The organism is Flavobacterium luteolum (assembly GCF_027111275.1).
In the GTDB taxonomy this organism is placed as follows: domain Bacteria; phylum Bacteroidota; class Bacteroidia; order Flavobacteriales; family Flavobacteriaceae; genus Flavobacterium; species Flavobacterium luteolum.
This window is the reverse complement of sequence record NZ_CP114286.1, coordinates 3,890,351-3,916,063: the sequence shown is the minus strand read 5'-3', so window position 1 is coordinate 3,916,063 and position 25,713 is coordinate 3,890,351. Positions and strand designations below refer to the sequence as shown.

Below are 25,713 nucleotides of genomic sequence, written 5' to 3'. Positions count from 1 at the left end.
TAGACAGTTAAATGTCTGTCTATTCTTGATTTTTTACAACAATAAAAGTACTTTTCTGTTTCACAAAAGAAGCTTTTCAGATGATTAAAAAATTAATACAATACGGAAGTTTTATTTTAGTCCTGCTTGCATTGGCAAGTTGTTCTAACAACCAAATTATCTCCAATATCAATATTGGCACTCATGGCAACAACGAACTGAAAATTCAGATCGATGTTACTACGAATGACCAAGCTCAGGTATATGCAGAATATTGGTCTGACAAAAAAGGAATAGAACATAAAATAACCTCTCCTATTTCAAAATCTGGTCTTAAACATTCGTTGGTACTTTGCAACATTATTCCAGAAACCAATTATAGTTTTCAATTAATTACGGTTCAAGGAGGCAATAAACAAACCAGCAAAGTTTATACTTTCAAATCGAGAAAACTTCCAGAATGGCTACAGAAACAATTCAAAGCCAATTGTCCGAAACCAGAATTGCTTCCTGAAAATTTCAAAAAAGGATTTTTACTTTTAGCGAAAAGAGAAACTCCGGGAACTGCTTATATTGTTGATTACAAAGGAAATCTAAGATGGTACCATACGCTCGAAGGAACTGGATTTAAAGTAACTCATTTTACAAAAGACCAAACGATTCTTTCTATTTTGGGTACAAATGATGAACCAACAAGTTATGGAAGTGAGATTTTAGAAATTAACCTTCAAGGCGATACTTTAACTCATATCAAAAAAGGACAAGGCGATTTGAAGCAGGTTCTTCATCATGAAATCATAAAAAAATCGGCTGACGAAATTGTCGCTTTAACTGTTGAGCAAAAAATAATCGATTTGACTTCTATCGGAGGAAAAAAACAAGATACCATCAACGGAGACGGAATTATAATCTTAAATAAAAAAGGAAAACAGCTTTGGAAATGGAGTGTTTTTGATGATTTAGATCCGTTTAAAGATAAGGATTTACTAAAAACCAAAAAGGATTGGACGCATGCCAACAGTTTGAGCTACGATACAGATGGAAACTTTTTAATTTCTTTCTACAACAATGGTCAGATTTGGAAAATCAATTCTAAAACTGGAAAAGTAATCTGGAAATTAGGAAAAGGAGGCACAATGAAAATGGCTCCAGCCACTAATTTCTCTCAGGCACATGCCGCACATATTGATCAAGAAGGAAGTTTATTGTTTTTTGATAATGGAGTCAACATCAAACAATCTTCTGTTTTTGCCTTAAAAGTGGATGAAAAAAATAATGATGTAAAACTTGATTTTCATATCAAATTACCAAAAGATATATACAACGATAGAATGGGAAGTGCTTATATGATCAATAAAGACCTCTTTTTGGTTTGTTGTTCAAAAAGACATATTACCGTTTTAACCAATAAAAAAGGTGTTTTGCTATGGGCTTTAGAATCTGAAATTCCGCCATACAGAACCATCTTTATTCCTGAAGAAAAACTAAAACCTTTTCTTCTAAATTAAAAAATAGTAACCATGAAAAAAACAATTCTTATCGGACTTTTTTCAGCATTATCAATGGCTGTTTTCAATTCCTGCACCAAAACCAATTCTCAAACTTTGGCTTCAAAATCAACCGAAGAAGGAGAAGAAGATGAAGGTTACATCACAATTGATACTTCTCAAATTCCTGATGATCAATTTGGAGAATCGGTTCGTTACGGAAGAGAATTAATGATGAAAACCGCCTATTACATTGGTCCGAATGGAAAAAACGGACAATATTTAGGTAATAAAATGAACTGCACCAATTGTCATCAAGATGCAGGAACAAAACCTCATGCATTCAATTTAATGTCTTCACATGACAATTATCCACAATATCGCGGACGCGAAAACAAAGTCCTTACTTTAGCAGAAAGAGTTAATAACTGCATTATGCGTCCGCATTCTGGAAAACCGCTTCCGCTGGACAGCAAAGAAATGGTGGCGTTTTTATCGTACTTTAAATGGATCAGTAAATTTGTTCCAAAAGACGGTAAATTTAAAGGAGCCAAAAATTTAGAAATCGCATTTCCAGATGTTGCTGCAAGCCCAGAAAGAGGAAAAGTTTTATTTGCTGAAAACTGCGCGAGATGCCACGGAAATAATGGAGAGGGAGTTTACAATGCAGATAAATCAGGCTATACTTATCCTCCACTTTGGGGACAATACGGTTATCAGCCAGGATCAAGCATGCACCGCGTAATCAAACAGGCGCAATGGTTAAAAAGCAATATGCCTTATGATAAAGTTCAACTAGGAAAACCGTATCTTACAGACAAAGAAGCACTTGACATTGCGGCTTATGTAAATGACGATTCTCAACATTCAAGACCAAACCCAAAAACATTGGATTATCCTGATAAAATGGGCAAACCAATCGATTATGCACACAGTCCGTTTAATGATAATTTCTCTGAAGAACAGCATAAATACGGCCCTTATAAACCTATTATAGCTTATTGGAAAAAACAAGGATGGAAAGCCGTTTACTAAAATCAAAATATACTATTTAACCTGATTATACAATACAATGAAACTAAACCTAAACAACACAACGCTTTTAAGCAGAATATTGATAATGTGTTTTATCACGATCAGCATTCCTCTAACTGCACAAATTAAATATTCAGACGGAAATGACAGCTGGAATCCGAATAAATTAGGGAATCACCGTGCTGTAGTTGCTTTTTCTGGTTCAGGAAATGTTGCTAAAACAACTATCGAATGGCGAAGAAGAGACACTAATCCAGAACTTAAAAAAATTATCGTTCAGGATGCGTCTGGAAAAGAAATTCAGAATATAAAAACCGAAAACATCAATAGAGAAAACGGAACTATTTTCTTTGAACCAATTTCGGGAAAAGGAACATACTACGTTTATTATATGCCTTATGTTGATGAAGGAACTGCAAATTATCCAAAAGGAATTTATCAGAAACCTGAAGACAAAGCCGATGCAAAATGGCTTTCTAACGTAAAAGCAAACTTAAAAGACAATGCGGCTGTAACAGAAATTCAGAGCGTGAATGCTTTCAATAGTTTTTACCCGATGGAAGTAATTGCTACAGCTGCCGAAACTTCGGCTCTTGTGGCAAAAAACAGCGGAAATTCTTTCTTAGTTTTCCCAGAAGACAGAGAACATTCTATCAAATTAAAATCAGATTTGCCACAAAGATGGATTCAGAAAGGCGTTCAAAACAGCTTTTCTTATACGGCAATGAAAGGTGAATATTTAGCTTTTCAATTGGGAGTTTATGCTCTTGAAGATTTAAAAAACATAAAAGTAACTTTTACCAATCTAGTTAGTACAACTGGCGCAACAATCGAAGCGAAAGATATCAGCTGTATCAATACTGACGGAACGAAATATGACGGTAATCCTTTCACCAATACTGTTTCTGTTTCAAAAGGAAAAATTCAGGCAATGTGGTGCGGTATCGATGTTCCGCAAACAGCTGCTGCTGGAACGTACAACGGAAAAGCAACTGTTATTGCTGATGGAAAATCAAAAGAAATCAATCTTCAAATTACGGTTTCTAACCAAGTAACGAAAAACGGAGGCATCGACAGTCCAGAAAAAATGACGCGTCTAAAATGGTTAAACTCAACTTTAGCGCAAGAAAATACGGTTATTGCTCCTTATACTCCATTAACAGTAAACAATTCTGAAATTGCTTTATTAGGTAGAAAACTGATCTTAGCACCAAACGGATTCCCTGCCCAAATCCAGACTTTCTTTACTCCAGAAATGACTTCTGTAACAGCAAAAGCAAATGACGTTTTAAGCTCACCAATCGATTTTCATTTTGTTGATGCATCAGGAAAAGAAGTGCAATGGAAAAACAGTGGTGTAAAATTCACTAAAAAAGAAGCTGGAACGGTTTCTTGGGAAAGCACTTCGACTTCAAAATCGGTTCAAATGGATGTTAACGCATCTGTTGAATTTGATGGTTTCGTACATTATATCGTGAAAGTCACAGCTCTTGAAGATGTTGCCTTTAATGACATTAATTTCCAAATGCCAATGCAGCCAACATCTGCAAAATACATGATGGGATTAGGTCAAAAAGGAGGCGATCGTCCTGCAACTTTTGACTGGAAATGGGATGTAGCGCATAAAAACCAAGACGGCGCTTGGATTGGAGCTGTAAATTCTGGATTGCAATTTTCTTTAAGAGATGAAAAATATAGCCGCCCTTTAAATACTAATTTCTATTTACAAAAACCTTTATTACTGCCTACTTCATGGGGTAACGAAAATAAGGGCGGTATTACAATTGCGCCAAACCAAAAATCGGTTCTAGTAAATGCGTACAGCGGTGCTAGAACAATGAAAAAAGGCGATGTTTTGTACTATAACTTCAACTTATTGATTACACCTTTCCATACCATAAATACCGATTTTCAATGGGATACAAAGTTTTACCACAAATACAGCCCAATCGATTCTATTGCTAAAACTGGAGCAACGGTAATTAATATTCACCACGCAAATGCAATCAATCCGTATATCAATTATCCTTTTATCGAATTTAAAAAGATGAAAACGTATATCGATGAAGCACACGAAAAAGGATTAAAAGTAAAAATCTACAACACAGTTAGAGAGGTTTCTAACAAGGCTTATGAGACTTTCGCTTTAAGAAGTTTAGGTCACGAAATCTATTCTCCAGGAAAAGGTGGCGGATTCTCTTGGTTGCAAGAGCATGTTGGAGACGATTATATCGCTGCTTGGTTTGTTCCTGAAATTAAAGATGCTGCGATTGTAAACAGCGGTATGAACCGTTGGCATAATTATTATGTTGAAGGAATGAACTGGCTGACTCAAAATGTTGGTATTGACGGAATTTATCTAGATGATGTTGCTTTTGATAGAATCACGATGAAACGCATCAAAAGAGTTTTAACTAAAGATGGTCACCCTGGAATTATCGATTTGCATAGTGCGAACCAATACAACAAAAGCGACGGATTTAATAACAGTGCCAACTTATACATGGAGCACTTCCCGTACATCAATAAATTATGGTTTGGAGAATATTTTGATTATGAAAAAAATCAGCCTGACTTTTTCTTGACAGAAGTAAGCGGAATTCCGTTTGGATTAATGGGAGAAATGCTTCAAGATGGTGGAAATCCTTGGAGAGGAATGGTTTACGGAATGACAAACAGATTGCCTTGGAGCGACGGTGCTGACCCAAGAAACATCTGGAAAGTTTGGGATTCTTTCGGAATTAAAGGCTCTGAAATGATTGGATATTGGAGCGAAAACTGTCCTGTAAAAACAAACAACGACAAAGTTCTTGCAACAGTTTACAAAAAGAATGGAACGGCTTTAATTTCAATCGCAAGTTGGGCAGATGCTGATGTAAATGTGAAACTAAATATCGACTGGAAAAAGCTAGGAATCAATCCTTCAAAAGCAACTATTACTGCTCCAGAAGTTACCAATTTCCAACCTGCAAAAACGTTCACAGCAAAAGACGAAATAACTGTTCCTAAAGGAAAAGGATGGTTATTGATTGTGAAGTAATCAACAATTACAGCATTTTATTTGTCATTCCGAGGAACGAGGAATCACACTAGTAGATCGACAAAGATTGACGATATACTTTGCGGAGTTTCTCACGAAGATTTCTCCTTCGTCGAAATGACAAAAAAGCTTAAAAAAATAATGCCACAGATTTCACAGATTAACACAGATTAATTTGTCCACACAGATTAAAAAAAATCATTTTAATCTGTGTAATCTGTGGCAAAAAAACAACCACAAAAACTAGCTCTCCACCATGAAATTTAGACCACTACTATCCTTTTTACTCCTTGGAAGCCTTTTTGTCTCAGCACAAAACAAACCCACTATAAAAGAATACAAAAAAGTATTTACAACATATCCGTTCTCAGATCCTGATCCGATTCCGAAACCAGATACCAAGTTTTATCCGTATTTCCGTTTTGATGGTTTTACCGATAAACCGATTCAGAAAGAATGGAAAGTAATCGAAATTGAAAACGATTATATCAAACTGATGATTCTACCAGAAATTGGTGGAAAAGTCTGGTCGGCTATAGAAAAATCTACAGGAAAAGACATCGTTTACAACAATCATGTGGTAAAATTTAGAGACATTGCCATGCGCGGACCGTGGACAAGCGGCGGTGTTGAAGGCAATTACGGAATTATAGGCCATACGCCAAACTGCGCAACTCCCGTCGATTATAAAATCATAAACCGAGAAGACGGAAGCATCAGCTGCGTTATTGGGGTTTTAGATTTATTGACAAGAACTTCTTGGAAATTAGACATCAATCTGCCAAAAGATAAAGCGTATTTTACCACAAATTCGTTTTGGTCTAACACAACCGAATTCGAACAGCCTTACTATACTTGGATGAATACGGGAATTAAAGCGGCCGAAAATCTGCAGTTTATTTATCCAGGACAAACTTATATTGGTCATAACGGAGATTACCATGCATGGCCAATTGACAAAGAAAACGGCAAAGATTTATCTTTCTACAAAAACAACAATTTTGGCGGTTACAAATCGTATCATGTTTTCGGGAAATACGATGATTTCTTTGGCGGATATTACCATGACGAAGATTTCGGAATGGGAAGATACGGCAATCACGACGATAAACCGGGCAAAAAAATCTGGATTTGGGGATTGTCGCAACAAGGAATGATTTGGGAAAAATTATTAACCGATACTGACGGACAATATGTAGAAGTGCAAAGCGGTAGATTGTTTAATCAGGCGAGCGAAGGCAGTAATCTTACACCTTTCAAACAGCGTTCATTCGCACCATATCAAACCGATACCTGGACAGAATATTGGTTTCCTGTAAAACAGACAAAAGGTTTTGTGAAAGCGAATAATTATGGTTCTGTAAATATCAAAAACGAAAACGGCTGGCTGAAAATCTATTTTTCTCCGCTTCAAAAATTAAACGAAAAAATTGAAGTTTTTGAAAATGACAAAAAAGTATATTCTAAAGATATTGCACTGAATACGATGCAAACTTTTAAAGATTCAATTCAAATAAAAGTTGATTCTAATAAATTGAAATTTGTTTTGGGCGGCAATAAATTGGTTTGGAATTCTGCTCCAGAAGATGGAAACATCAATCGCCCTGTAGAAATTCCAAAAGATTTTGATCATAATTCGGTTTATGGATTGTATTTGCAGGGGAAAAATTACATCAGTTTTAAAGATTATGTACTTGCCGAAGAAAAACTAAATGCCTGTATAAAATTAGATGCTAACTACGCTCCTGCTCTTTCTGCATTGGCTTCTTTGCAAATCAGAAAATTAGATTACAAAGCGGCTGTAAATTCGGCAAGTAAAGCTTTATCGATAGACACTTATGATCCTGCGGGTAATTATTTTTATGCTTTGGCTAATTTCCATTTAGGAAATAATACCGATGCAAAAGATGGTTTTGACATTGCGGCTGCAAGTGTCGAATTTCGCAGTCCAGCTTATACTGCTTTAAGCAAAATTTATTTGGCCGAAAACGATCTTTCAAAAGCGGTTGAATATGCTGAAAAAAGCTTGATATTCAATCAATACAACATAGAAGGTTTACAGGTTTTAGCGGTTTTATATCGTCTTCAAAATAATTCCGATAAAGCAAATTCAGTTTTAAAAACCATTACAAAATTGGATCCGCTGAATCATTTTGCTGATTTTGAAAAATACCTTTCGAACAATTCAAACGATTCAAAAAATGCATTTGTCGCTGCCATTCAAAACGAAATGCCAGAACAAACTTTTCTTGAATTAGGAATCTGGTATAATAATATAAGTCGTAAAGAAGAAGCTTTAAAAGTGTTTTCTATTGCAGAACCAAGTGCTGAAATTATTTATTGGAAAGCCTTTTTAGAAAACAAACCTGTTGATGTAAGCAAAATCAAACCTGGAACTAGTTTCCCTTTTAGAAATGAAACTGCTGAAATTTTAAAATCATTAATTAAAACAAATGATCAATACCAATTAAAATATCATTTAGGATTAATTGAATGGAATCGTAACAGTATTTCAGAAGCTAAAAGATTGTTTTCAGAATGCGGTGCAAAACCAATCGATCCAGCTTTTTATGGCGCAAAAGCTTCTTTGTTTAAAGACGATGCTTCAATAGTATTGGCAAGTCTTCAGCAAGCTATAAAATTGGATCCGCAAGGCTGGAGATACCATAAAATGCTTGCGGAACATTATATCGCTCAAAAACAATTTGATAAAGCGCTTACAACGGCTGAATCTTTCTATAAAAAACATCAAGACAATTATTTGATTGGAATGCTGTATGCTAAAACTTTATTGCTAAATAAAAAATACCGCGAAGCCGATTCGTTCTTGACCAAATTGCAAATCCTTCCGTTTGAAGGCGCAACAGCAGGAAGACAATTGTATCACGAAGCTAAATTGATGCAGGCTTTAGCAGAAATCAAAAACAAGCAATACAAAAAAGCATTACAATTTATTTCAGATGCCAAATTGTTTCCAGAGAATTTAGGCGTTGGAAAACCGTATGACGAAAACATAGATGAAAGACTAGAAAACTGGCTGGATTATCAATGCTACAACAGTCTTGGAAATAAAGAAATGGCTTCTAAATCTTTAGATAAAATTGTCGCTTTCCGTCCTGTAGTGGATAATACGGTTATGAATTTCCTTCCGGCGAACAACCTTGTTTCGGCTTGGGCAATTGAGAAAACGTCTTCTTCACAAGAGGCAGAAAAATGGATTAAAACTCAGGCAGATTTATATCCAGCAAATAAAATAGTGCAGTGGACTTTATTGTCTTACACGAAAAAACCATCGAATATTTTGAGTGAAGATGAAAAAGACGGCGAAGTTAGAATTATCGAAAAATTGTAAAGAACTTTCAAAAAAAATAAAAATGAAAAACCATTTTTTAAAATATACTTTTTTAGGTCTTGTCGTTTTGATGAGTCCAAAAATTGAGGCACAAAACAAAGCAGAAAAGGTTGATGAATTATCTATTTACCGCGCTACTCCATTAAAAACACACGATTTAATTCATACCAAACTGGAAGTTTCTTTCGATTACGGAAAACGTTATTTGTACGGAAAGGAATGGATTACTTTAAAACCTCATTTCTATGCAACTGATTCGCTTAAGTTGGATGCAAAAGGAATGGATTTCAAAGAAATCGCCATTATTGACGGTAAAAAAAGCATTCCGTTGCAATACAAATACGATAACGAAGAACTTTCAATCGCTTTAAACAGAAAATACAAAAGCACAGAAAAGTATACGATTTTCATTAATTATACTGCAAAACCAGCAGAACTGAAAAGTAAAGCAGGCGAATCGATTACCAACTCAAACGGATTGTATTTTATTAATCCTGACGGAAAAGGTGACAAACCAACACAAATATGGACACAAGGCGAAACAGAAGCTTCTTCTTGCTGGTTCCCAACAATTGACAAACCAAATCAGAAAACAACTTCTGAAATTGCGATGACTGTTGAGGCAAAATATACGACACTTTCAAACGGTAAATTAACCTCCCAAAAAGTAAATAAAGACGGGACAAGAACTGATATCTGGAAAATGGAACAGCCAAATGCGCCTTATTTGTTTATGATGGCCGTTGGTGATTTTAAAATCTATAAAGATTCTTATAACGGTAAAGAAGTCAGCTATTATTTAGAACCTAAATATGCACCATATGCCAAACAGATTTTTTATAAAACGCCAGATATGATGAATTTTTACAGCAAAATGCTTGGTGTAGAATATCCTTGGGCAAAATATTCGCAAATTGTGGTGAAAGACTATTTTGGAGGTGCGATGGAAAATACTTCTGCAACTGTTCATGGCGAATATGTTCAGAAAACAGAACGAGAATTATTAGATGATAATCAAGAAAGCACCATTGCTCACGAGCTTTTTCACCAATGGTTTGGCGATTATGTAACGGCTGAATCTTGGTCAAACTTAACCATGAATGAATCGTTTGCCACTTTTGGAGAAGTGCTTTGGCACGGACACGATGCCGGACAAGATGGTGAAGACAGATCTCGTTATGAAAAATTGCAGAATTATTTACGTTCTCAAAAAAATGGTGACAGCCCTATTTTAGCACGTTTTCATTACAGAAACGCAGATGATATGTTTGATAATATCAGCTATTCTAAAGGTTCAATTATTTTATATGCCATGAAAAATCAAATGGGTGATGAAGCCTTTTTTAAAGGTCTAAATCATTATTTGACTACAAATGCATATAAATCTGGCGAACCGCATCAGTTGCGTTTATCGATGGAAGAAGTGACTGGAAAAGACTGGTTGCCATATTTCGATCAATGGTATTATAATGCTGGAAGTCCGATTCTGGATGTGACTTATAAATACGCTAATGGAAAAGTTACCATTACAATAAGTCAATCGCAAGATAGTTCGGTGCAAACCTTTACACTACCTTTAAAAGTTGATTTTTACGTAAACGGAACTAAAATCAGAAAGGATATTTTAATTGATAAAAGACAACAAAGTTTCAGTTTTGATCTTCCTTCAAAACCTGAATTTATTGATTTAGATCCAGATAAAATCTTAGTTGGAGAAATGAATGTCGATAAAAAAACGGCTGCTGATTATCTTTATCAATATAAAAATGCACCATCGTATTATAACCGAATTGAAGCTATAAAATTTGCTTCAAAAGATAGAAGTCAGGAATCCCAGCTTATTTTACTAGAAGGCTTAAAAGATCCTCAAGAAGATTTAAGAGTATTGAGTATCAAAGCAATTGATTTAAATGAAAAACAAAACAAAGATCAGGTTTTAAAAACGCTTCTTGATATTGCTAAAAATGACAAAAAAACTATTGCAAGAGCAAATGCTATTGTAAAATTAGCTTCAACAGGAGATGCTTCTTATAAAGCATTGATGGACGAAAGCCTTAAAGAACAATCATACAACGTAATTGCAGCAGGATTAGCGGGATTAACAAAATACGCACCAGCCGAAGCAGATAAAGCATTGGCTTCATTAGATGACGATACCAAAAAACATGTAACGCCTTTAATGAAAAGATTTAGTAGTCAAAAATAATTATAGGAATTCTTAGAATCTGTTTTGTTTTTGAAAACCTCTCTAATTTGGTTCATTAGAGAGGTTATTTTAAAAAATTATCTAACAATAATCACTCATGAAAATCACTTTCTTAAAACCTATAACAATCCTTTTTCTTTTGTTCGGATGGACAATTGCCTCTGCACAAATGATTAAGACTAAAACTCCTGCACGTGCCAAAGGACAGCAAGATGTATTGAGAATGGCCGCAGATCCAATTCCAACCGTTCGTGTTGCTTTCATCGGACTTGGAATGCGTGGACCTGGCGCGGTAGAACGTATGACACATATTCCGGGTGTAGAAATTGTAGCGTTGTGCGACATGACTCAAGAAAATACTGCAAAATCAAATGAGATTTTAACGAAAGCAGGTTTTCCAAAAGCACAAGAATTCTACGGTGACGAAAATGCTTGGAGAAAAGTAACGGCCTTGCCAAACGTAGATTTAGTATATATTGCCACAGATTGGAAACATCATGCTATAATTGGAGTTCAGGCTATGAAAGATGGAAAACACGTTGCAATAGAAGTTCCTGGCGCTTTAACTATGAAAGAAATCTGGGAACTGATCGACACTTCGGAAAAAACGAGAAAACATTGTATGCAATTGGAAAACTGCGTTTACGATTTCTTCGAATTAACAACATTAAACATGGCACAACAAGGTGTTTTTGGCGAAATTTTACATGCAGAAGGTTCTTATATTCATGGTTTACAGCCTTTTTGGGGAGAATACTGGAACAACTGGAGAATGGATTACAACATCAAACACCGCGGTGATGTTTATGCGACACACGGTATGGGGCCTGCGTGTCAGGCACTAAATATTCACCGTGGTGACAAAATGAATTTCTTAGTTTCTATGGATACAAAAGCCGTGGGAAATCCTGCTTACATTAAAGAAAAATCAGGACAGGAAATTAAAGATTTTAGAAATGGAGATCACACGATGACAATGATTCGTACTGAAAACGGAAAAACAATCCAAATTCAGCATGATGTGACTTCTCCTCGTCCCTACAGCAGAATGTATCAGTTGAGCGGTACAAAAGGATTTGCCAACAAATATCCATTAGAAGGTTATGCTTTGGATGGAAAAGAATTAGGTGATGACGTAAAACCAAATCACGAAAAATTAAGTGCTCATTCTTTTGTTCCAGAAGAAGTGAAAAAAGCATTGATGGAAAAATACAAACACCCAATTGCCAAAGGAATTGAAGAACAAGCCAAAAAAGTAGGCGGTCACGGCGGAATGGATTTTATTATGGATTATCGTTTAATTCACTGCCTTCAAAAAGGACTTCCGCTTGACATGGACGTTTACGATTTAGCCGAATGGTCTTGCCTTGGCCCATTAACTGAAATTTCATTAGACCATAATTCAGCACCTGTTGAAATCCCAGATTTTACTCGCGGAGGCTGGAACAAACTTAAAAAATTAGAGTTTTCAGAATAAATATTATTGGTTAGTTAAAGTGGGGACAAGAGAGCAAAGTAGATGTTGCTCTCTTGTCTGTTTTAGACAATTCGTAAAACAAAAAAGCCACCTGATTTTCTCAGATGGCTTCTTTTATTTTTGATAAAAAATTAATTCCAGTTGAACGTAATTTTCTTTTCGATTTCACTGCTTAAACTTAGAAAAACTGGACAAGTCATTGCAGCACGTTCTAAAATAGTTTTGCTTTTTTCGTCAGCGTTGCTTTTCATTTGAAATACAATTTCGATTGCTCCAATTCTTCTAGGTTCTGCATTCATAATTTTAGTTACTTCTGCTGTTGAACCAACAAAATCAACTTCTAAATCACGAGCTTTGATTCCCATAATTGTCATCATGCAACTTGCTAATGCGTTTGCTACAGTATCTGTGGGAGAAAATGCTTCTCCTTTTCCGTTATTATCTACTGGTGCGTCAGAAATGATTTCGCTTCCTGATTGCACGTGAATTGAACTTGTTCTTAAATCTCCTAAATAGGTTACTTTTGATGTCATTAATTTGCTACTTTTAAAGTTAAGTCACTATCATAATATAAGATGTAAACGCCTTTATTAGCGTGTCCGCCATCTTCTTTTCTATAATATTGAAATTTATTATCTACTTGCTGAGTCGTCATCAAGTCAGCTGTTTCCTGAAATGTTTTTCCCTGCATCAAACGCATCATAGTGTCAAATGTCACATCAAAACCTCTCGTTGCATAAGTCGTTGGATTAGCTTTGTTTTTCAGACGATACTGCTTTTCATAAATTAAAACTGGCTGTTCGTCGCTCTCTCGAGTAACAGATGGATACATTAATTTCAGTTTTACCAAATTATCAAAACTAATTTCATCTGTATCTAATGTGCTATTTGGTTCCAAAATCACCAATTGCACCTGACATGTTTTCTGAGAATCAAGTAGAGCTTTTATTGTTGCTTTAACCATTGCCGTATTACCTGTTTCCATTACAACATAATTCATTCGATTTGGCAGCAACAAACTTTTTAGATTAGCGACATCCAGTCCGCCAGTCTCAGTCAAAGAAGCAAATGCCACCCCTTTTTGATTTTGTTTGATATAATTGATAACCGATTCTTTTTTCTTGTCTACTACCGCAACAATATTACCGTTTTTAGAACGCATATAATCAAAAACCGAATTTCTAATCACATCATTTGAAGGTATTGTTTGGTATAAATTGTCAATCGGATTGGCACTATCTTTTGATAAAGGCGAAATTACAGGAACATTATACGAACGCAACATGTTTGCTGTCGTTTCTGCGTTACTTTGGTAAAATGGCCCAATTACAGCATCTGCATCTTGAAGTTTCGGAGTTAAACCTACAACATTAGAAGTTGTTTTAGTTTCTTGAGAATCGTAAATAGCAACATCAATTGGCAGTTTCAATGTTTTTGCAGAATCAATCGCCATCAAAGCTCCAGAATAAAAATCTAGAGTCATATTTAAGAACTTATCGTTTTTAATTCTATTAGCCGTTCCAGACGTATCGCTTTGTACTTTTGCCATATTAAAAGGAAGCAATAAAACTACTTTTTTACGCTCGTTAATCCCTCTTTTTTTGGTTAATTCTACAATTTCTGCATTTTCGTTTTCTGTAGATTTTACTTTATCGACAATCTTAATTCCACCCCCAGTAGTTTCCATTGGTTTGCTTATTGAAGAATCAGCTGGTTTTTCAGTAGGAACTTGTGCTGCTATAATTGGCGCAGGAGCTATGTATCCAGCAGGAACTTTCAAAACCATTCCTTCTTTTACACCTTCAGAAAGTGACGGATTTAAGGCTACTAATTCATCTTGTGTTAAATGAAAAACTCTTCCTAAACTATAAAAAGTTTCTTTTGGCTTTACCTGATAATCCATGTAAGTAACTGCTTTTTTAGAAGCTTCAGCAGGTTTTTTACTTTCAGCAGGTTTTATTGTTTCTGCTGGAATGCTATCCGTTTTTGGTGCGGTTCCTTTTATGGTTAATCTGTAACCAACTGGCAGGCTTGAAACAATATCCGGATTGCGTTTTTCCAATTCATCAACAGTCATATTGTACTGTTTTGCAATTCCAAATTTTGTTTCTTTTGGCTGAACATCATGGTAAACATATTTTTCAGCACCTTTTTCTTTAGTAGGTTTGGCAGCTGTTTTTGGAGTTGTTCCTTTTGCAGGAATAACTAGTTTCTGTCCAATCTGAACTCCTGTTTTTTCTAAAAACGGATTTGCCGCTTTTAAAGCTTCATCTGAAATTCCGTACTTGTGTTCAATGCTATAAAATGTTTCTTTAGGCTGCACTTCATGGATTATTTCTTTTCCTGAAGCTACAGATTTAGTTTCAACAACCTCTTTTTTTGCTTCCCCTGTTTTTGTTGGAATTAAAAGCACAGAGTTTGGCACCAATCCTGTTCGAGCGTCAGGATTGAGTTGATAAATATCAAAAGGTGTTACTTTAAATTTCTGTGCAATCTGATTAATAGTCTCACCGCTTGATACTTTATACTTAACCACCTTTTCCTGCGAAAAAGCACTTGAACTAATAAAGAATACAAAGGATAATAATGTTAAATAATATTTCATAATAAGGCTTAAAACAATTTAATTTCTAATTCTAAAATAAGTTTCAATTCTGCTAAAAGCAAAATTCGCGCCGTTTGTTTATTGCAATCAAATTTACCTCAAGTCGATTTCTACTTTGGCAATTATGATTTCTTTATATAACTCATCTTCTTCTTTTTTCTTGCATTTATAAAGCACTTCTTCCATGTTTTCATACTTATCGGTATAAACATAGTACGAAAGACTGTTAATATTGAAAAAGAAACTAGCATTAAAAGCACCAGAATCAATGAGTTTCATAATAAACTTATCGCGGTCAACTGCGTCTGTAAATATACCTAAAACTAAGTAATACCCGTTTGAAACTTCTCTAAGATTATCATAAACTTCTACTTTTACTGTTTTATCTGTTCTTAAAGGATTGTCTTTCAATTCCTGTTTCATTTCTTCTAATGAAATTATTTTTGAATTTTCAGCGGTATTATTTTTCCTCTGTTTTTTAACCGCTTCGTCTTGATATTTCTTTAATTTCACCAAAGCCAGTTTATCATCAAATTTTCTAGCTTCCATACTATAATAAGCAGCTTTGCTGATGTGTCTTTTTACTTCAATTTTTTTCTGAGTATCCAAAGAATCAATTTTAGCAATCAAAAGTTGATTTTTTTCATCTCCTTTTTGCTGGTCTTCTTTATAGCGTTTAATTTCTTCTAAAGATAAACGCTGTTGCAAAGGCTCTGTATTTGCCTTTTTTTCGCTTTCGCGGATTTTCTTTTTATACTCCTGATTTTCCTCAACAGCAATTTTCTCTACTTTGTTCATCAATCCGGCATAAACTTTTCTGTTTTCAGCCAATTCTTTTTTCAGCTGAGACGATAATTCATTGGTTTTATTGATTCCTTCTGAAGATTGTTTTTCTAATCTTTTTGATTCTTCAACATTTAAAAAATCCATTCGCTTCAATTCCTTCAAATCGTCGTTCATTGAACTGACAAGCGAATCTAATTTTGCCATTAAAACATCTTGAACATTTTTATTGGCTTCTAAAACCAGACGCAATTTTTCAACAGAGTTTTCTTTAGAACCATTCATATCATTCAGATTTACTTTCAAATCATTAATTTTTATAATTTTCTGATTCATTTCTTTCTGAACAACCAAACGGTCTTTCAAATCTTCAATTTCTACTGTTTTCGCTTTTGTTTTTTCAACCACAACCTGTTTTTCAGCTAAAGCCAACATCAATTCTTCGCTCTCGTTTGCAGGCTTTATTGCTGTAGTATTAATAGCCAATTTGTTCCCGACAATTAATCCGTTTACGATTTCGGGATTTTGAGACTCTAATTGATCGATTGAAATGCCGTATTTCTTTGCAATCGAAAATTTGGTTTCTTTTGGTTCAACAACATGAAAAACCGTTTCCTGATTAATAACACGAACCCTTCCGTCTAATGTTTTTCTTTTGTTTGGAATTGAAATCGTCTGTCCAATTTGCAATCCGTTAATTAAAATATCTTTATTTAGGTTTTCTAAATCTTCAACCGAAACATTGTATTGTCTTGCAATACTAAAAAGCGATTCTTTAGCCAAAACCTGATGAGAAGTTTTAGACGAAATAACATTTTCTTGTTTTGAAGAATACTCTAAATTTTGAGGAATAATTAATTCTTGACCGATTTGAAGTCCGCTGGCCAAAATTTCCTGATTGGCATTCTGAAGTGCTTCAACTGAAACATGATATTGCTTTGACAAACCAAACAATGTTTCTTTTGGCGCAACAATATGGGTTTGCTGCTTTGAAGTTGTGTTTTCTGAGTGGTGAATTGGAATCTTTAAAACCTGATTGTCTTTGATTCCGTTTTGCGATTCGGGGTTGAGTTTGTAAATCTCGTCTACAGAAACCTTGTATTTTTGGGCAATGAAAAAAGCGGTTTCTCCTTGTTGAATTCTGTGTTCAATTATTGCATCTTGTGCAGTTATTTTGTTAAAAGACAAAATAAACACAAGAGAAATCGTTAAAAGTTCTCTCATAAATAGTAGGTTATAAAAAATTAAGGCCTTACAAATGTAAGACCTTAATTTTAAATTATGCTACTATTCCCACTCAATTGTTGCAGGTGGTTTTGAACTAATATCGTAAACTACACGATTCACGCCTTTTACTTTATTGATGATGTCATTTGACACTTTCATCAAGAAATCGTAAGGTAAATGAACCCAGTCAGCAGTCATACCGTCAGTTGATTCTACAGCTCTAAGCGCTACTACTTTTTCGTAAGTACGCTCATCACCCATAACACCAACACTGTTTACAGGAAGCAAAATTGCTCCAGCCTGCCAAACTTTATCGTATAATCCCCAAGATTTTAATCCTTCGATAAATACAGAATCTACATCTTGTAAAATCTGTACTTTCTCTGGAGTAATATCTCCTAAAATTCTAATTGATAATCCCGGTCCTGGGAAAGGGTGTCTTCCTAGCAATTCAGGATCTATTCCTAATGTAGCTCCTACTCTTCTTACTTCATCTTTGAAAAGCATTCTAAGCGGTTCTACAATTTTTAATTTCATATAATCTGGCAATCCACCAACGTTGTGGTGCGATTTAATTGTTGCAGATGGTCCTTTTACCGAAACAGACTCGATAACGTCTGGGTAAATAGTTCCTTGCGCTAACCATTTTACGTCTTCTAACAAGTGTGATTCATCATCAAAAACTTCGATAAATACACGACCGATTGTTTTACGTTTTGTTTCTGGATCACTAATTCCGGCTAATTCGCCAAGGAAACGATCTCCAGCATCTACACCTTTTACGTTCAATCCCATTCCTTTGTATTGATCTAATACATTTTGGAATTCATTTTTACGAAGTAAACCGTTATTAACGAAGATGCAATATAAATTCTGTCCGATTGCTTTGTTTAATAAAACTGCTGCTACAGTAGAATCTACTCCTCCAGATAAACCAAGAACTACTTTATCGTTTCCTAATTTCTCTTTTAATTCTGCTACCATTTCATCAACGAAAGCATTTGGAGTAAAGTTTTGAGGAACTTCAGCAATTTTAACTAAGAAGTTTTCCAGCATTTTCTTTCCATCTGTTGAATGGTAAACCTCTGGATGGTATTGAATTGCATAAGTAGTTTCGCCTTCAATTTTGTAAGCTGCATATTCTACATCATGTGTGCTTGCAAGCTTTACAGCATTTGTTGGAAGCGCTTTGATACTATCACTATGGCTCATCCAAACTTGGCTATTTTCTGAAACTCCTTCAAAAAAAGTTTCACCTTCTTTAATATAAGACAAGTTTGCTCTTCCGTATTCTCTTGTGTTTGAAGCAGCAACTTCTCCACCACTAAAGTGTGCTAAATATTGTGCTCCGTAACAAACAGCAAGTAAAGGCATTTTACCTCTAATTTGCGATAAATCAGGATGCGGTGCATCTTCTCCTCTAACAGAGAAAGGGCTTCCTCCTAAAATTACGGCTTTATAACTTGATAAATCACTTGGAATGTGATTGTAAGGAAAAATTTCGCAGAATATATTTAATTCGCGAACTCTACGCGCAATAAGCTGAGTATATTGCGACCCGAAATCTAAAATAAGTACGTTGTGTTGCATGCGCAAAAGTACTTTTTATATTCGAAATTCAAAAATCGGAACGTTGAAAAAATAAATATTTTTTTTCAATGTTCCGATTTTTAGACTGAAAGGTTCTGAGTAGCAAAGGTTCAAAGTTTTTTTTCTTTGCTCCCTTTAAACCTTTGTAACTTTGAACCTCAAAAAAAAATCCAAACAATCCAAAAATTCGTATCTAACGAAAAACCGATATTAAATTTAACTATGAAATCAAAAATTATTGCCCTGACAGCTTTCTTGTCCATCTTTTTTAGTTCGTGCGACACTGTTGATGATTTGCTAACTTTTACTATTTCGAACAATGCTTCGATTAAAATTCAAAGCACTTCACCAATTAACTTGCCATCGGAGATTATTACGCCCGAGGTTACAACCAATTCATCTGCGGAATTTGAAAACAACAAAACAAAAGCAAATCTAGTAAAAGATGTAAAGCTAAGATCGCTGAAACTTTCGATTACAGATCCTTCCGATAAAACTTTCACATTTCTAAAATCGGTTCATTTGTATATCTCAACAGCAAATTCAGAAGAAATTGAATTAGCGTATGCAGACAACATTAATGTATCGAGCAATTCAGTTGATTTGATTTGTACAGATAAACGATTAGATGAATACATTAAAGCAAATAGTTACAAAATAAGAACACAGGTAACATTAAAAGAAACTTTAACTAAAGATGTTACAGTAAAAGCAGAAATGAAATTTAAGGTGACTGCCGATCCATTCTAGTCTAAGATGCTAAGACACTAAGGTTCTGAGATTCTGAGATTTTAATCAGATTGTATAAAAAAAGGAGATTCTAAAAATAGAATCTCCTTTTTGTTTGTATTAAAGCTTCTGAAAAAAAACTTAGTATCTTAGAACCTTAGTGTCTTAGCATCTTAAAAAAATCACTCTTTCGTAACAATAATAGATGCCTTAAATCCTGCAGCTAGATTATCCCAATAATCATTTGTTACCAGATTGCCTTTATCATCATAGACTTGAATTTCGGCTGTATTTCCTCCTAATGTTCCAATATTTAGGGCTTCGAAATCTAATTTATTAAAGCCTGGTGTAAGATTAATTTTTACTTGCTGAAAATTAGAATCCAGTAAAATTCTATCGCGAATTATGTTGTCATTTGAAGAAACTTTTACTAAATCACCGTCAATTGCTCCGAAATCTCGGAACTTAACAATAAAGAATTCCGATTTGGTTCTAAAATCTCCTAAAGAAATATTTTTCTTTACCAATACTCCACGACCTTCTCTTAGTCCGGCATCTTTTAAAGATTTATCTAAATCTTTCTCCATTTTTGCCACATATCGATCGCCTGGATTAGCAAAATCGGTTTCTGTAGACATGGTAAATTTGCTTTTTTCTTCGCCAATCTGAAATTTTGATTTTGGAGTTATAGTCGTATTTTCAAAAACATTTGGAGTTTTAATTGCTGGCATATCATTAAAATTTGCCTGCGGGTCTTTGACTTCAGGAACTGGAGTCTTTTTAGGCTTGGCAGTAAATTTCCCTCCAGGAATAGTTTTAAATTTAGTACTAGACTCTATTTGGGCTGATACAGACAGTGCAGTAAAAAATAATATGAAAAATAAAATGTGCTTCATTGAAAAAGTATTATCGAATCGCCTTTTATAATTAATATAAATCAAAAGTCCAGCTTCACAAAAATAGTATAATTTACTTACTTGCTACAACTTTAGGAGTTTTATAACATTAAATTAAGCTAATTTTTGGAATCAAAAAACCTGCCAAAATTTTTTATTTCAAAAAAAATAAATTTCAAATTTCAAATCTTATAAATTCCAAAAAATCACTTTATAAAAACATTCAGCATTTTGATTATTAACAACTTATTCTTAACTTGAAGACTTTATTTACCATTTATAAATCTCAGAAAAATGGATTATATCGATTATTACAAAGTATTAGATGTTACAAAATCGGCTACTGAAGCAGACATCAAAAAAGCATATCGAAAACTGGCGAGAAAATACCATCCTGATTTGAATCCGAATGATAAAGAAGCCGAGAAGAAATTCAAAGAAATAAACGAAGCCAACGAAGTTTTAAGCAATCCTGAAAATCGAAAAAAATACGATAAATACGGAAAAGACTGGAAACATGCTGACGAATTTGAAAAAGCAGGTTACGATCCTAATCAGCAGCAAAGCAGACAGCAAGGTGGTTATCAATATTCTGAAGGTGATTTCTCTGGTTTTGGAGGCGGAGATTTTTCTGGAAGCGACTTTTCAGATTTTTTCAATTCGATGTATGGAGGCGGAAAATCGAGATCGCAGGCTAAATATAGAGGACAGGATTTTAATGCCGAATTGGAACTGGATCTTAAAGCCGCTTATACCACGCACAAACAAAACTTAACTGTAAACGGAAAAAATATTCGAATTACAATTCCTGCTGGTGTAGAAAATGGACAGATTATTAAAATTCCGAATCATGGCGGTCCAGGTGTTAATGGCGGACCAAATGGCGATTTATACATCACTTTTATAATTTCTAACAATTCAGATTTTAAACGAGAAGGCAACAATCTTTATGCCGAGGCTCCAATTGATTTATACACGGCAATTTTAGGCGGAGAAACTTACATCAATACTTTTGACGGAAAGCTAAAAATTAAAGTGCCGCCAGAAACACAGCCTGGAACCAAAGTGAAGTTGAAAGGAAAAGGTTTTCCTGTTTATAAAAAAGAAAATCAGTTTGGTGATTTATACATAACATACACTATAAAACTCCCAACAAAACTGTCGAATAAAGAAAAAGAATTATTTGAAGAATTAGCAAAACTCAGAAGTCATGAAAAATAAAAATTTGATCCAGATAAAACAGTTTTGTATTTACCACGAAATTGAAAATACTTTTATAACCGAACTTAATAATTATGGACTCATTCATATTATTACACAAGAAAATGACGAATTTCTGGAACCAGAACAGCTTCCAACGGTCGAAAAAATGATTCGAATGCATTACGATCTTAAAATAAATCTGGAAGGAATTGATGCAATTGCACATTTATTAAATAAGATTGAGGCCTTACAGCAAAATTTAAATACGGTACAAAACAAGCTTCGACTATACGAAGAAAAAGAAACTGAATAACGATTAATATCACAAAAAAGCTTGATTTCTGAATTGATTTCAAGCTTTTTTTAATCGCTGTAAAAACCATAATTCTTAAATTGCAGCATCTTTAATCAACCTGAATTTGCTTTTAAAACCATACAGACAAATTCGCAAAAATTATAAAAAATGAAAAGAGAAAACATCTTAACTGGATCTCCGTGGGAAGACAAAATGGGATATTGCCGTGCCGTAAGAATTGGCAATATTGTGGAAGTTTCTGGAACTGTAGCCATTGTTGACGGCGATAAAGTAAAAGCTGATGACGCTTATGCTCAAACGTATAATATTTTGGAACGAGTAGAAAAAGTTTTAGAAGATTTAAATGTAAGCATGAAAGACGTTATTAGAACAAGAATTTTCACAACAGACGTTTCTACTTTCGAAGAAGTAGCTAGAGCACACTCTGCTTTCTTTAAAGATGTAAAACCAACTACAGGATTTTACGGAATCAGTAAATTGGTTGCTCCAGAATATTTGGTGGAAATCGAATTTACAGCTGTAGTATAATATTTTTTTTGCCACGAATTTCGCTAATTCTACTAATTATTTTTCTTATGGCACTCCCGATAGCTATCGGGATAATGGATTAAAATGATTGTTTTTTCCCTTTTAATTCATGAAAATTGGCGAAATTCGTGGCAAACTTTTTAGAATTCATTAATGACTTCATTAAATCCAAAACAATTCCTGCTTTCTCTTCCAAAATGGATTCTTATCTGTGCATTAATAGGTATACTTTCCGGATCGGCTTCAGCATTTTTCTTAGTTTCTTTAGAATGGGTGACGCAATTTAGAATTCAGCATGATTGGATTATTTGGCTTTTACCTTTCGGCGGATTTCTAGTTGGATTGAGTTATTATTATTGGGGAGAATCAGTTGCAAAAGGAAACAATCTTTTACTGGAAGAATACGAAAACCCTAAAAAAGTCATTCCTTTTAAAATGGCTCCATTAGTTCTTTTAGGAACGCTTTTGACTCATTTATTTGGAGGATCTGCAGGACGCGAAGGAACAGCCGTTCAAATGGGAGGCGCAATTGCCGATCAATTCACAAAGTTTTTCAATCTAAATAATTCTGAACGCAGAATTTTAATCATTCTAGGTATCAGTGCTGGATTTGCTTCTGTTTTTGGAACTCCTCTTGCGGGAGCTATTTTTGCTTTGGAAGTTTTATATTTCAGTAAAATTAATTTTAAAAGCATTCTTCTTTCTTTCTTAGTTGCTTATGCAGCTTATTTTACTGTAGAATTCTGGGAAATTAAACATACACATTGCAGTATTCCAATTGTTCCAGAACTTAGTTTAAACAACATTGTTTTTACTATAATTGTTGGAATTTTATCTGGATTTGCTGCTCTATTATTTTCTAGAAGCACACATTTCTGGGGTTCTCTTTTTTCAAAAAATATTAAATATCCTCCACTTCGTCCTGTAATTGGTGGTGTAGTTTTGGCTATTGCCATTGCTGGTTTCGGATTTACAAAATTCTCTGGTTTGGGAGTTCCCGTTATTGTCGATTCTTTTTCCAATACAAACCAATGGTACGATTTCCTGCTAAAAATTTTATTCACCGGATTCACGTTAGGAGCTGGATTTAAAGGTGGCGAAGTAACGCCGTTATTTTTTGTCGGAGCTACTTTAGGAAGTGCCTTATCAACTGTAATTCCGATGCCAATTGCTCTTTTAGCAGGAATCGGATTTGTTGCGGTTTTCTCAGGCGCAACCCACACTCCTATTGCCTGTACCGTTATGGGAATGGAATTGTTCGGAATTGCTCCCGGAATCTTCATCGCAATCGCCTGTACAATTGCTTATTTTTCTTCTGGTTCTGTCGGAATTTACAAATCTCAAATTGTAAAAGGTGCGAAATATAAATTGTATCAGAGGTTTCTTTAAACGGAGTTTTCAGTCGCAGTCGCAGTTTACACTCTCAGTTTCAAAATAAAAAAATCCGTCCAAATCCGCGTTTTCACGATAGCGAATCAGTTTCATCCACGTACATTTTTTTTACCCCTAAAATATCTGAAAACTGAAACTGAAAACTGCGACTAAATATTTTCAGCATTACATTAAAAAAATGTAAATTCGCAAACTATGAAAATACAAGATATTCAAGCAATTCAATTATTGCTTGCTACGCCAAAGAAAATTGCAATTATTCCGCACAGAGGACCAGATGGTGACGCCATGGGTTCGACTCTAGCTTTATACCATTTTTTACTCAAAAATAATCATCAGCCAACAGTTATTTCTCCAAATGATTTTCCTGATTTTTTAGCTTGGCTTCCAGGTTCAGAAACAGTTAAAGTTTATGAAAAAGACACTCAAAACTGCATTAAAATATTAGAAGAAGCTGAACTTATTTTTACGCTGGATTTTAATGCTTTTCATCGCACTGGCGAAATGGAGCATACTCTGGCAAAACTTACAGCACCATTTATCATGATCGATCATCATGAAAAACCTCATGATTATGCTGCTTATACGTACTCAGACACTTCTTTCGGATCTACTTGTGAAATGGTTTATAATTTTATTGCCTTTTTAAATAAAAAAGAAGATATCGATAAAACCATAGCAACTTGTATCTATACTGGAATTTTGACTGATTCTGGTTCATTCCGTTTTCCAGGAACTACAGGAAACACGCATAGAATTATTGCCGAATTAATTGATTTAGGAGTTGAAAACACTCAAATTCCGGTTTTACTATACGATAATAGTTCTTTTAGCCGTTTGCAGTTATTAGGCCGTGCACTTCAAAATATGAAAATTTTTGAAGAACATAAAACGTCTTACATGACTCTTACACAGGAAGAACTGGATTCGTTTAACTATGTAAAAGGAGATACTGAAGGAATTGTAAACTATGGCTTAAGCATTCGCGGAATTGTTTTTACAGCTATATTTATTGAAAACAAAGAAGAAAAAATAATTAAAATTTCTTTCCGTTCTCAAGGAGGATTTGATGTAAATCAATTTGCAAGAGATCACTTTAACGGAGGCGGACATGTTAATGCAGCTGGAGGAAGATCTGAAGATTCTATGGAAAACACCATTAATAAATTTGAAGATTTAGTAAAAAAACTAAAATTATAGTCCAAATCATGAATTACCTAAAACTTAGCATTTACACTTTGCTTTTTGCTGTTTTAATAAGCAGCTGTAAGCATCATGAAGAAGCCAGAAGACCAATTTCTAGAGCTTCGGGAACATTCATGAAAAAATCGGCAGACCGAAATAAAAAATTAGTGGCCAACGAAGAGGAAGTCATAAAAAAAATAATCAAAAGCAATCCGAAAGTAAAATATTTTGCCACTCCAAAAGGATATTGGTTTTGTTATGAAGAAAAGAATGCGACAGAAACTCTAGCTCCTAGAAAAGGCGATATTGCCTATTTTAACATGGAAATAAAAGACATAAAAGGCAACGTCATTTATTCAGAATCTGATCTTGGACCTCAAACTTATTATGTAGACAAACAAGACATTATGATGGGGTTGCGTGACGGAATCAAAAGAATGCATAAAAATGAAACTGTTACGTTTTTATTTCCATCACATATGGCTTATGGATATCATGGAGACAATAAAAAAATTGGTACGAACGAATCTTTAATTGTTACCGTTACGCTTAGAAATTTTGTCCCAGATCCAACTGCACAAACGGTAAAACCTGCTGCACAGCCTACTCAAACCGTAGCACCAAAACCTGCAGCTGCAAAGCCTGCAGCGCCAGCTAAAAAAGACACATTAACTCAATAAACA

At 34.5% G+C, this 25,713-nt stretch carries 18 protein-coding genes; 13 read left to right on the top strand and 5 right to left on the bottom strand.

The window, feature by feature from the left end:
- Nucleotides 1-80 precede the first annotated feature (80 nt).
- From OZP10_RS16770 to OZP10_RS16745, 6 genes are all read left to right on the top strand, one after another.
- Nucleotides 81-1,487: an aryl-sulfate sulfotransferase gene (locus tag OZP10_RS16770; RefSeq protein WP_281631903.1), complete on the top strand. Its 1,407-nt coding sequence runs from the start codon at nt 81-83 to the stop codon at nt 1,485-1,487.
- A gap of 12 nt (nt 1,488-1,499) precedes the next feature.
- Nucleotides 1,500-2,501: a c-type cytochrome gene (locus OZP10_RS16765; protein ID WP_281631902.1), complete on the top strand. Its 1,002-nt coding sequence runs from the start codon at nt 1,500-1,502 to the stop codon at nt 2,499-2,501.
- Nucleotides 2,502-2,538: 37 nt separating this feature from the next.
- Nucleotides 2,539-5,541 (top strand): glycoside hydrolase domain-containing protein, encoded by a 3,003-nt coding sequence (locus OZP10_RS16760; protein WP_281631901.1) that lies wholly within the window; start codon nt 2,539-2,541, stop codon nt 5,539-5,541.
- 256 nt (nt 5,542-5,797) lie between these two features.
- Complete coding sequence (locus OZP10_RS16755) at nt 5,798-8,893, top strand: DUF5107 domain-containing protein (protein ID WP_281631900.1); 3,096 nt, start codon at nt 5,798-5,800, stop codon at nt 8,891-8,893.
- 22 nt (nt 8,894-8,915) lie between these two features.
- Nucleotides 8,916-11,099 carry a M1 family metallopeptidase gene (locus tag OZP10_RS16750; RefSeq protein WP_281631899.1) on the top strand — a complete coding sequence of 728 codons (2,184 nt, stop codon included), beginning with the start codon at nt 8,916-8,918 and terminating at the stop codon, nt 11,097-11,099.
- 97 nt (nt 11,100-11,196) lie between these two features.
- Nucleotides 11,197-12,576 (top strand): Gfo/Idh/MocA family protein, encoded by a 1,380-nt coding sequence (locus tag OZP10_RS16745; protein ID WP_281631898.1) that lies wholly within the window; start codon nt 11,197-11,199, stop codon nt 12,574-12,576.
- Between the two features lie 131 nt (nt 12,577-12,707).
- Here the strand turns inward: OZP10_RS16745 and OZP10_RS16740 are convergent, their stop codons facing one another.
- From OZP10_RS16740 to guaA, 4 genes are all read right to left on the bottom strand, one after another.
- Entirely contained in the window at nt 12,708-13,109 is a 402-nt protein-coding gene (locus tag OZP10_RS16740) for an OsmC family protein (protein WP_111378679.1), read from the bottom strand.
- Nucleotides 13,109-15,181: a PBP1 and LysM peptidoglycan-binding domain-containing protein gene (locus OZP10_RS16735; RefSeq protein WP_281631897.1), complete on the bottom strand. Its 2,073-nt coding sequence runs from the start codon at nt 15,179-15,181 to the stop codon at nt 13,109-13,111. Before OZP10_RS16735 ends, OZP10_RS16740 begins: the two co-directional genes overlap by 1 nt.
- 93 nt (nt 15,182-15,274) lie before the next feature.
- Complete coding sequence (locus tag OZP10_RS16730; protein WP_281631896.1) at nt 15,275-17,188, bottom strand: LysM peptidoglycan-binding domain-containing protein; 1,914 nt, start codon at nt 17,186-17,188, stop codon at nt 15,275-15,277.
- Nucleotides 17,189-17,251: 63 nt separating this feature from the next.
- Entirely contained in the window at nt 17,252-18,781 is a 1,530-nt protein-coding gene (gene guaA, locus OZP10_RS16725; protein WP_012024443.1) for a glutamine-hydrolyzing GMP synthase, read from the bottom strand.
- Nucleotides 18,782-19,003: 222 nt separating this feature from the next.
- Between guaA and OZP10_RS16720 the strand changes: the two genes are divergently transcribed.
- Complete coding sequence (locus OZP10_RS16720; RefSeq protein WP_281631895.1) at nt 19,004-19,531, top strand: hypothetical protein; 528 nt, start codon at nt 19,004-19,006, stop codon at nt 19,529-19,531.
- Between the two features lie 161 nt (nt 19,532-19,692).
- Here OZP10_RS16720 and OZP10_RS16715 read toward each other — a convergent pair whose 3' ends face one another.
- The gene (locus OZP10_RS16715) at nt 19,693-20,406 is read right to left on the bottom strand and encodes a hypothetical protein (RefSeq protein WP_281631894.1); all 714 of its coding nucleotides are present in this window, start codon (nt 20,404-20,406) and stop codon (nt 19,693-19,695) included.
- 294 nt (nt 20,407-20,700) lie between these two features.
- Between OZP10_RS16715 and OZP10_RS16710 the strand changes: the two genes are divergently transcribed.
- From OZP10_RS16710 to gldI, 6 genes are all read left to right on the top strand, one after another.
- Nucleotides 20,701-21,627 (top strand): DnaJ C-terminal domain-containing protein, encoded by a 927-nt coding sequence (locus OZP10_RS16710; RefSeq protein WP_281631893.1) that lies wholly within the window; start codon nt 20,701-20,703, stop codon nt 21,625-21,627.
- Nucleotides 21,617-21,922: a chaperone modulator CbpM gene (locus OZP10_RS16705; protein WP_281631892.1), complete on the top strand. Its 306-nt coding sequence runs from the start codon at nt 21,617-21,619 to the stop codon at nt 21,920-21,922. Before OZP10_RS16710 ends, OZP10_RS16705 begins: the two co-directional genes overlap by 11 nt.
- Before the next feature lie 150 nt (nt 21,923-22,072).
- Complete coding sequence (locus tag OZP10_RS16700; protein WP_281631891.1) at nt 22,073-22,453, top strand: RidA family protein; 381 nt, start codon at nt 22,073-22,075, stop codon at nt 22,451-22,453.
- Nucleotides 22,454-22,606: 153 nt separating this feature from the next.
- Nucleotides 22,607-23,842: a voltage-gated chloride channel family protein gene (locus tag OZP10_RS16695; RefSeq protein WP_281631890.1), complete on the top strand. Its 1,236-nt coding sequence runs from the start codon at nt 22,607-22,609 to the stop codon at nt 23,840-23,842.
- 198 nt (nt 23,843-24,040) lie between these two features.
- Nucleotides 24,041-25,045, top strand: a complete 1,005-nt coding sequence (locus OZP10_RS16690; RefSeq protein ID WP_177210299.1) for a DHH family phosphoesterase — start codon at nt 24,041-24,043, stop codon at nt 25,043-25,045.
- An 8-nt stretch (nt 25,046-25,053) separates the two neighbouring features.
- The gene (gene gldI, locus OZP10_RS16685) at nt 25,054-25,710 is read left to right on the top strand and encodes a gliding motility-associated peptidyl-prolyl isomerase GldI (RefSeq protein ID WP_281631889.1); all 657 of its coding nucleotides are present in this window, start codon (nt 25,054-25,056) and stop codon (nt 25,708-25,710) included.
- Nucleotides 25,711-25,713: the final 3 nt, after the last annotated feature.